General features: G+C 46.2%; 6 protein-coding genes. 2 read left to right on the plus strand and 4 right to left on the minus strand.

Translation table 11 applies throughout. The features are described from left to right. Positions 1-2,269 (plus strand): glycoside hydrolase family 38 C-terminal domain-containing protein (locus RMO55_RS21755; protein ID WP_310430219.1); only part of this gene is annotated, 2,269 nt, incomplete at its 5' end. 396 nt (positions 2,270-2,665) lie between these two features. On the opposite strand, the gene RMO55_RS21760 is transcribed toward RMO55_RS21755, so the two are convergent. From RMO55_RS21760 to queC, 3 genes are all read right to left on the minus strand, one after another. Next, positions 2,666-3,664, minus strand: coding sequence for a formyltransferase family protein (locus tag RMO55_RS21760; protein WP_310430220.1), 999 nt, complete (start codon positions 3,662-3,664; stop codon positions 2,666-2,668). Next, positions 3,657-4,370, minus strand: a complete 714-nt coding sequence (locus RMO55_RS21765; RefSeq protein ID WP_310430221.1) for a hypothetical protein — start codon at positions 4,368-4,370, stop codon at positions 3,657-3,659. The genes RMO55_RS21760 and RMO55_RS21765 overlap by 8 nt, the downstream gene beginning before the upstream one ends. An 88-nt stretch (positions 4,371-4,458) precedes the next feature. Next, positions 4,459-5,136 (minus strand): 7-cyano-7-deazaguanine synthase QueC, encoded by a 678-nt coding sequence (gene queC / locus RMO55_RS21770; RefSeq protein ID WP_310430222.1) that lies wholly within the window; start codon positions 5,134-5,136, stop codon positions 4,459-4,461. A gap of 252 nt (positions 5,137-5,388) precedes the next feature. On the opposite strand from queC, the gene RMO55_RS21775 reads away from it, so the two are divergent. Continuing rightward, positions 5,389-6,444, plus strand: coding sequence for a Gfo/Idh/MocA family oxidoreductase (locus RMO55_RS21775; protein WP_310430223.1), 1,056 nt, complete (start codon positions 5,389-5,391; stop codon positions 6,442-6,444). Between the two features lie 432 nt (positions 6,445-6,876). On the opposite strand, the gene RMO55_RS21780 is transcribed toward RMO55_RS21775, so the two are convergent. Beyond that, positions 6,877-7,884: PEP-CTERM sorting domain-containing protein (locus tag RMO55_RS21780; RefSeq protein ID WP_310430224.1), on the minus strand; the 1,008-nt coding region annotated here is incomplete at its 5' end.

Below are 7,884 nucleotides of genomic sequence, written 5' to 3' on the forward strand. Positions count from 1 at the left end.
CGCAGTAACTAAAGTTGCATGGCTCCCCGATACGTTTGGATTTTGTGGACAATTACCGCAGTTATTAAAGCAAGGCGGTATCGATTATTTTGTCACGCAGAAGTTTCTGTGGAATGATACGAATCAATTTCCCCATCAATTATTTTGGTGGGAGTCTCCAGATGGAAGTCGCGTGCTCAGTTTGATGTCGTCGGCAATTGGCGAAGGTATCGATCCATTAAAAATTATCGACCATGCCTGTGCGTGGCAAACTAATACGGGAGTCGATGAGTCGCTATATTTATTCGGCGTGGGCGATCATGGGGGTGGTCCGACCCGTGATATGTTGGAAATTGCCGATCGATGGTCAAAGTCAGACGTATTTCCCGATCTAGAATTTACGACTGCGGTTAAATATCTCGATAAGTTATCAAGTAGAGCCGATAGTCAACTGTTCCCAGTTTGGAAAGACGAACTCTATCTAGAATTCCATCGCGGTTGTTTTACAACCCACGCCGATCAAAAGCGATCGAATCGGCAGTGTGAGGATTTATTATATCAGGCAGAACTCTGGTCGTCGATCGCTTCGATCGTAACTAAACAGGATTATCCCGACGATCTGCAATTGCAGATCGAGACAGCTTGGAAACAGACATTATTCAATCAGTTCCACGATATCATTCCTGGCACCGCGATCGAACCTGTATACGTGACGGCGAATGAGGGATGGGAAAATGTCGAACGAGTAACAACGCGAATAATTAGCGATGCTCTGGGTGAGATTTGCGATCGAATTATACTTCCAACTCCGCCAATCGAGGGCGCAATTCCGATCGTGATTTTTAACGCTCTCAATTGGGAACGTAGTGAGGTAATCAAATACCCTCTAGATCCAACAGATCCCCGACTGTCTTGTCTCGCTTCCATAGTCGGGAAACCCGACCGGAGCGAGCCGCTTCTTGAAAAAGTCGGGTTTCTGGATGCGTGGTGTCTATTCGATGCAGATGGAAAATTATTACCCAGCCAAGCAACCACCGAACATATATTATTTCTGGCAGCAGATTTACCGAGCGTTGGTTATCGCTTGTTTTGGCTTGCTTCTAATAGCTTCGGCGAAGATCTGATACCCCACCCCAACCCTCCCCTTGTAAAGGGGAGGGAGCCGGAAGAGCAAGCCTTTATAAGGGGGGTTGGGGGGGTAAAAATCTCCGCTGCAACTCAAACAACAACGGAAACACTAGCTTCCAGCGGTTTTATTTTTAAAAACCAATTCGTAGAAGTAGCAATCGATCCTGAAACTGGGGATATTGATAGCATTTACGATCGAATCAACCATCGTGAAATAATCTCTACAGGTGCAAATCAACTCCAAGCCTTCCAAGATGGCGGACAATATTGGGATGCCTGGAATATCGATCCTAAATACGCCGAAAAAATATTACCACCAAGCCAGCTCAGATCGATCGAGTGGATTGAAAATGGTGTAATTCGTCAACGATTGCGCGTTGTGCGGGAATTAGCGGGATGTGAATTTCGTCAAGATTATATCTTAGATGCCCATAGCTCGATCGTACGGATCGAAACCAGCGTCGATTGGCAAGCCGAGCATGTCCTAATCAAAGCCAACTTCCCCCTAAATCTTACCGCCGATCGATCTACATCCGAAACTGCCTGCGGTGCAATCGATCGCACCACTACACCCACAACCGCCGCCGCAAAAGCTAAGTGGGAATTACCGATGCATCGCTGGGTCGATCTCACCGATAATAGTGGCGTGTATGGGGTGAGTTTATTGAATAATTGTAAATATGGCTTCGATGCAGGTACAGATTTTCTAAGACTTACCTTGCTCCGCAGTCCTAAATGGCCAGATCCGACCGCCGATCGCGGCTATCATGAATTTACCTATGCAATTTATCCTCACAGTGGCACCTGGCAAGCCGCTCAGACTGTGAGAAAGGGACTGGAGTTGAATTCGCCTTTGCAAATATTGCAATTGGCTCCAAAGCCGAAGATAGAGTTAAATCGAGACTTAGCACCGATGAATAGTTTCATCGATTTACATGCGGAAAATCTAGTCTTAATGGCATTTAAACCTTCAGATAGTTTAGATCGATCGTGGATATTGCGGTGTTATGAGTGTCATGGAGTGGAGAGCGAAATTGAGTTAGCAGGAGATCTGGATTTAAGGATCGATCGAGTGGTAAATTTACTCGAAGAACCACTGTCAGAGACGATAGATGCAATCGTTAAACCTTGGCAAATTTGGAGTTTTGGGGTTTCAGCCTAGATTGCAACTTGAGTTAACGTGAGTTCGGGTTAAGAATATTGCGACAAGGTAGCTTTAGCCTAAGTTTTAGTTTAATAATCTCCAATTAAAATCTCAAATCGAGTGAATGCCGCACCACGCTGTCTTGTTTCGCTAAACCGTCGGGGAAACCGACGAGCGCGAACCGCTAGCACACAGATCGACCTTACGCAGGAGAGTTTGAGAGGCGGCGTTCCGCCTTTCAACGGGGGGGCTGGGGGTCGGAACCCCCAGATCCGGGTTCTGCCCACACTAGGACAATTGAAACTCACTGGTATATATCGTTTACCACTCCGCTTATTACAGATCTTTATCCCGAACTCACGTTGGGTTATACACCCAATCTCCCCCTCACTCAATCCATTAACACCAATCGAGTTAGGCTTCCTCGATATCGTGATATCCAAGCACATTCGTGGGAAACTGCCTGATCGTATCTACAGGTGACTGAAGTATTAGTCCAGACACAATCTCCACATTTGCGGTGAAATCGTGAACGATTAACAACCCACCCCGACAGCGCACGAGGAACTTACCACTGGGAAACACCTCAATTACTTCGCCATTGGTTCGATCTCGATATCCATAGTCAACGACATCAGTGTCGAAGATCGCCGCTTGATAAATTTTGACTTGCTCGCCATTGGCAAACGAGAACGCACCATTGAATGGTTTCGTTACCGCTCTGATATGCGCCTCAATCTGAAAAACGTCCAGTCGCCAGTCAATAATACTATCCTCAGGATTGCGTTTTGGATAAAAAGTAGGTGTGAATTCTTTTTGGGGGCGGAGCCGCAGATTGCCGGTGCTGAGATGCTCCAGATTCCGCAGTACGAGACATTTCATTGCCAGGACATTTTTATAATGCATGGTTTCAGCCGTATCCGATGGCTGAATGCTGAACACAAATGAGTCGAGAATATCGCCAGAATCGACTCCCGCATCATAGCGGAACAGGTTAGTGTGAAAATGAGCGCGCCTTTCCATTAAAGACCAATTCATCGGCGATCTACCTCTGCCAATGGGTAAATCGTCAGTGCTCCCGTGCATTCCGAAAGCACCGACAGAGAAGGTGTTCAATACCTCTGCGGGAATCATCCGTTGCCATCCCATCACGAACGCAATGTCCAATTTCAGACTGGCAATCTGGGCTAAATCTTCATCGTGCTTGAGAGAGTATTTATTGGCAACATAGCAGGGAATGCCTAGTTCGGCACACATCGCCGTTAGATCGCAATAGTCGGCTACTTCGGCTTTCAAAGCAGCGTCTGGCGAGATCGTAATGACGGCGGCTACCTGGGAGGATTGGCGCAGAGCCTCGATCAAAAAGATCGTAGTGTGCTTGCAGCCAAAAACAGCGATTTTGGGTTTAGTCATAATTACCTCCAACAACGGTACGATATGGTTTACAGTTATCTGCCATATGCTGTTGAAACCGCTTAATCCGCAGATTGAGAAACTTGTTGAGAATATCGATCGAATTAGCCTCGTCTGTCACCCACCAAATCGGGTGGACGAGCAAATGGATCGATTTTTTATCCGCATAGGCTTGAGAGTTCAATGGGTGTCCGTGTTTGAATAAACCTTGCGAATCGCTACAATACTCGATCGATTTACAGTAGATTGATTGATACGTATGGCGAATATTATCGATCGGCGAGTCATAGTTCAGAAAGAAGTCAGTCGGACGATGAATGCTGATACAGTCGGGTGAAGATCCAAAATGTCGATCGAAGATGTTCAGTTCTTGTTTCAGTCCTGCTTGAAAGTCATCATAGACAGTCGGATCGAAGTGTAAACTGATCTGGTGCCCGTAGTCCCTAATTTCATCGACAAGTTTTGAGTTGTCGCATTCGAGCAGGTTGTATGATGCCGATCTCAGCATCAAAAAATAGGTTGACTTTACACCAATTTCATGTTCTACAGCAGCCAGATCTCGCGCTAGCTGGAGATCGAAATCAATATCGTGACGGAGTAGCAGAGCCTGGGTTGGCGGCGGCGACTCGATAAATGGAAATAACTCGTAACCGTTAGTGAGAAAGCTCTCTAACAGGTTTCTATACTCAATTAATTTGGTTGGCATTTCAGTAGTCTGTTGACATTAAGCCGTAACCATTGATTATACTGAAACTTTCTGGATCTGCCCCCACAACTAGGACAAGATCGGTGTTTTAGCCGATCTCCATCGCTGGATCTACCGAACCCAACTCTTCAAATGCGGCTAATCGCAATCGACAAGAATCACAGATCCCACAGGGAACTAGATCGCCAGAATAACACGACCAAGTTTCCTTCCAGGGTACGCCCAATCGATCGCCAAGTTGAATAATTTCAGTTTTTTTGAGATCGATCAACGGCGTGATAATCTCGATCGGATCGCTTTCTCTACCTTGCTTGGTACCCAGTCGAAATACCGATCGCATCGCATCGATATAATCGGGACGACAATCGGGATAACCAGAATAATCTAGCGCATTCACACCAATATACACCCGACTTGCCGCGATCGCCTCCGCATAAGCTAGCGCGAAACTCAAAAAGATTGTATTGCGAGCGGGAACATAGGTAACGGGAATAGATTCTGACATTGCAGAGAGTTCGCGATCTTGCGGTAATGCAATCTGACTATCTGTCAAAGCAGAACCGCCCCACAAGCCTAAATCGAAGCTTACCACTTGATGAGCGACGACACCAGCCGCGATCGCGATCGTCTTCGCTGCTTCCAATTCGCGCCGATGGCGTTGTTGATAGTCAAAGGAGAGGGCATAGCAATCGTAACCTTCACTTTTTGCCAGATACAATACCGTCGATGAATCTAAACCACCTGAGAGGAGAATAACTGCTTTCACAACGGTTTAAGAATGATGGATTAACTTTAAGTGTAACTTGGGAGAAGGGTAAAGGGTAAAGGGGTAAAGGGTAAAGGGGAAGTATTTCGTCTAAAGCCTAAAACCTAAAACCTAAAGCCTAAAACCTAAAACCTAAAAAAATCTATCTTTAGGAACATAAACAAAACTTTTCGGTTCTTTACAATCATGATGCTGTGATAGTATCGGGATTGTCAGAGTGGTGGAGGAGTAAATTTTAGAGTGAGAAATAGCATGTCAGCCAGACAGTTAGACACAGGAATTCAGTCGGGTACACCTCAACCGCTGAAAGTAGGATTAATCGGGATCGGTAATATGGGACAACACCATGCACGGGTGTTGAGCCTACTCAAAAATGTCCAACTGGTTGGCATCGCTGATGTCAATGTCGAGCAGGGTTTAGAAGCTGCGAGTAAGTACAAGGCTAGATTTTATGAAGACTATCGCGACCTGATATCGCAAGTCGATGCTGTCTGTATTGCCGTTCCCACTAGGCTTCACTATGAAGTAGGGATCGCTTGTTTGCAAGCAGGGATTCACGTACTGATCGAAAAACCAATTGCGGCGACGATCGAAGAAGCGGAAGCGTTGGTTAATGCAGCGGCTGAATCTCAGTGTATCCTCCAAGTGGGACATATCGAACGTTTTAACCCCGTTTTCCAAGAACTTAGTAAAGTCCTCCAAACGGAGAAAGTTTTAGCACTCGAAGCCCACCGGATGAGTCCCTATTCTAATCGGGCTAATGATGTTTCTGTCGTTCTGGATTTGATGATCCACGATATCGACTTACTCATGGAGCTAGCAGGTTCTCCCGTCGTCGGACTGACAGCTAGCGGTAGTAGATGTCCTGAATCTAAATATCTGGATTATGTCACGGCTACGCTCGGTTTTGCCAATGGTATCGTTGCCACTCTGACAGCCAGCAAAGTTACCCATCGCAAAATGCGGCGGATCGCCGCTCATTGTCGTCAATCCTTGACCGAAGCAAATTTCCTCAATAACGAAATCTTGATTCACCGTCACAATGCCGATCTTCTTAATGAGTACCATCAAGGTTTATACCGTCAGGATGGACTGATCGAGAAAGTCTACACTAGCAATGTAGAGCCACTATATGCAGAATTGGAGCATTTTGTCAACTGTGTTAGGTGCGGGAACGAACCTTCCGTCGGGGGAGAGCAGGCACTCAAAGCCTTGCGCCTAGCGACGCTAATCGAACAGATGGCTCTAGATGGTAAAGTCTGGAAACTATCCGATCGCGATCGACTAGAATTAGTTACTAATAAGTAGCATGGGTTGCTGAATTCAGGGATGATTTATTGTAGATGCAAGCTCTGAAAATTAGGGTAGGGGCAATTCATGAATTGCCCCTACCCTAATTTTCATCACGATCCTAACTTGAGTTCGGGATAAGGAAAATCGATTCGCTGCGTTCAAGCACCGCCCTGAACTATAAGTGTCTCGTTCCGAGAGGCTACGCCAACGGGCTAATAGCTCAAGTTCTCTGCAGAGAACTGCCAAATTAATTAGTTCGTTTCAACGAACTTTTGCTATTAGCCCCAAATTCATTTGAGGGCGGTGCGAAAGCGAAGCCAGGAGTCATCAAGCGAAACTCCTTATCCCGAACTCACGTTATCGTACTGAGATCGCGTTAGCGTAAATCACCAACAGCAAATGCAGAGATTCCGATCTAGGATTGAGATCGGAGCTTGAATAGATCGATTAGACTTTGCTAGTTGCTTTAAGTTTCTTTCTCATCCGTATTGCCGCCGTACCACCGACTAACGTACCGATAATCGTAAATGGTTCGGGGACTGCGGTAGAGTTGGAGGCATCAGGAGCGAATGCCAGAGCTAAGTAATTTCCTCCCGTAGCGAAGATAGTTTTGCACCCGACGGGAGCAAATTTGTTAATCGATCCTGACTCTGATTCAAATAAGTTTCCACTCGCATCAAACGCTAGACCATAGGGACCAAAAAGTCCAGTAGCGAAGGTGGTCTTGACCCCGCCTGGTGTAAATTTGTTAATTGAGCCTGTCGGATCTGATGCGAAGAGGTTTCCACTCGCATCAACCGCCAGACCAAAGGAAGTCCCGACTCCAGTAGCGAAGGTAGTCTTGACCCCGCCCGATGTAAATTTGTTAACTGAGCCTGTCAAATCTGATGCGAAGAGGTTTCCACTCGCGTCAAACGCCAGAGCCAAGTAAGGTCCGCCTGTAGCGAAGCTAGTTTTGCTCCCGTCCGATGCAAACTTATAAATTGTCCCCAAATCTGGTGCTGCTAGAAAGAGGTTGCCATTTGCATCGAACGCCAGACCAGCGGGACGAAAAATTGAGAAAGCGAAGTTAGTCTCGACCCCACCTGGTGTAAACTTGTTAATTGTGGATGTTTGGAAACCTGACCCAAAGAGATTACCACTTGCATCAACCGCCATACCAAAGGAAGTACCAAGTCCCGTAGCGAAAGTAGTTTTGCTCCCATCCGGTGCAAATTTATCAATTGTACTTCCGCTGGAATTAAATGCATAGATAGCAGCAGCATGTGCAGCAATCGGTAAAGACACAGCCGACGCAGCAATCAGACTAATAAAAAGCTGGGCGAGGCGAAACTTGCTGAGATTCTGAGATTCTGAGATTCTGAGATTCTGAGATTCATTATTGAAGCGATCGATTTCATAAGGTAAATGCTCATCAAAAGGAATAAAATCGGGATGCTGAGGAATGGGTCGATT

The sequence above is a fragment of the Chamaesiphon sp. VAR_48_metabat_135_sub genome (assembly GCF_031418915.1).
In the GTDB taxonomy this organism is placed as follows: domain Bacteria; phylum Cyanobacteriota; class Cyanobacteriia; order Cyanobacteriales; family Chamaesiphonaceae; genus Chamaesiphon.